The organism is Vibrio sp. YT-18, from assembly GCF_033337345.1.
Classification (GTDB): domain Bacteria; phylum Pseudomonadota; class Gammaproteobacteria; order Enterobacterales; family Vibrionaceae; genus Vibrio; species Vibrio alginolyticus.
In genome coordinates, this window is record NZ_JAWOQO010000274.1 from 1 (window position 1) to 1,044 (window position 1,044).

At 45.1% G+C, this 1,044-nt stretch carries 1 protein-coding gene; it reads left to right on the top strand.

What is annotated here, in order from left to right:
- A partial coding sequence (locus tag R7M72_RS25935; protein WP_318056574.1) for a GTP-binding protein occupies positions 1-896 on the top strand: 896 nt, incomplete at its 5' end.
- Between the last annotated feature and the right edge of the window lie 148 nt (positions 897-1,044).

Consider the following 1,044-nt stretch of genomic DNA (forward strand, 5'->3'; position numbering starts at 1 on the left):
AAAATGAAAATTGGGCGGTGTTGGTCAATGAGTTTGGTGAGATTGGCATCGATGGTGCATTAATGACCGACCAAGGTGCGTTGATTAAAGAAGTGCCGGGCGGTTGCATGTGTTGTACCGCAGGCGTTCCTATGTCTGTTGGTATTACGGCATTATTGCGCCAAAAGCCAGATCGTTTGTTGATTGAACCAACAGGCCTTGGTCATCCAAAACAAGTGATTGCGACGCTGACATCAGAGCAATATCTGCCATACGTTGATTTAAAGGCGACCATCGCGTTAGTCGACCCTCGTAACTTGAGCGATGAAAAATACACGTCTAATCAAAACTTTGTTGATCAGCTAGACAGTGCCGATGTGGTGATTGGCAGCAAAGTCGATCTCTGTTCAAGCCATGATATTGATGTGTTCAACGATTGGGTTACCGATCAAACGCCAGCTAAAGTGTTCAGTAAGTTGATTCATAACGGCGAGCTGCCGATTGAAGTTCTGGATATTGAACGCGCACACGGCAGTGCTTCTTCTCATATCGAAACGCATCACCATGAGCATGCACACCAAGAGCCTCAGTTTCAGTTACCACCGGGTGAAGCTTTCATCCGTAAAGAGAACAAAGGGCAGGGCTATTTCAGTTGTGGCTGGCTATTTGGCGCTGAATACAAGTTCGATTTTGATAAGCTGTTCTCGATGTTGTCTGACCTAACCGCCGAACGTGTGAAAGCGGTAGTCAACACCAATCAAGGGTGTTACGCATTTAACGTGGCAAATCGCGTGGTATCGGTCAACGAAATCAGCTTAGAAGGGTTTGAATCACGACTTGAAGTGATTGATTCTCAGCTTCTTCCTTGGGATGAACTAGAGCAAATATTACTGCAACTTGCGGGTATTGAAGGGTAGGGCATTCGTCATTCTTCGCGCAAATGTTGGAATGAAACGGTGAATCGACTGCATGGCAGTGTTCACCGTTTTTTCTTTTATCGAGTTTCAGTGAGAAAAGTGAGATAAATCACTCAAATTCGGGTATAGTGCACGGCTAAATTTTTAA